The 682-nt window shown below is 40.0% G+C and carries 2 protein-coding genes; both read right to left on the bottom strand.

Annotated features, from left to right (window positions below; all coding sequences use genetic code 11):
• The coding region (locus IEX97_RS13000; RefSeq protein ID WP_188883521.1) for a DedA family protein at positions 1-458 on the bottom strand (458 nt) is incomplete at its 3' end.
• The coding region (locus IEX97_RS12995; RefSeq protein WP_444541809.1) for a lipoyl protein ligase domain-containing protein at positions 455-682 on the bottom strand (228 nt) is incomplete at its 5' end. The genes IEX97_RS13000 and IEX97_RS12995, both read right to left, overlap by 4 nt.

Below are 682 nucleotides of genomic sequence, written 5' to 3'. Positions count from 1 at the left end.
GAAACGACATTTGCTATCAAAAAATGCCAGCGATTCATGTGCATCATGCCAGCAATAAGAGGAATAATTGAACGCAAAGGACCAATAAAACGACCGATTAAAACGCTCTTGCCTCCGTGTTTTGCAAAGTAATCTCTTCCATATCTTAGCCAATTTGGATTGCGACTAAAGGGCCACATATTCGGGAGACGATGTTTAAAAATAGAACCTAAAAGATAGCTTGCGCCATCACCAGCGACGGCACCTGCCGCGGCCGCAAGAAGCGTGAGATCAATCCTCATGACACCCGATCCTGCCAAGATACCAATCGCTGTCATCGTCACTGAACCTGGAATAATGCTCCCAATAATGGCTAGAGACTCAGTAAAAGAAATTAAAAACGTAAAGAACAATGCCCAATGAGGATTGGCGTATATCCAAGTAGTTAACGGCTGTAAATAATCCGAAAATAAGGTCATGGTTCCTGTTCAAAAGAAGTTAAAAATAACTGAGCAAATTGTTCTTTTACAGCTTCAAATTGGATTTCTGAAATAAAATCTTTTATTTGTACCATTTCCATTTTTTCATATCCACAAGGATTGATTCCTTTAAATGGGCTCAAGTCCATGGCAACGTTCAATGCAATCCCGTGGTAAGTACAGCCATTTTTAACTCGAAGCCCAATCGAGGCAATTTTTTTATT

The sequence above is a fragment of the Paenalicyclobacillus cellulosilyticus genome, assembly GCF_014647315.1.
GTDB lineage: Bacteria > Bacillota > Bacilli > Alicyclobacillales > Alicyclobacillaceae > Alicyclobacillus_J > Alicyclobacillus_J cellulosilyticus.
Note: the sequence above shows the minus strand (reverse complement) of the source record. Positions and strands in the feature narration are given on the sequence as shown.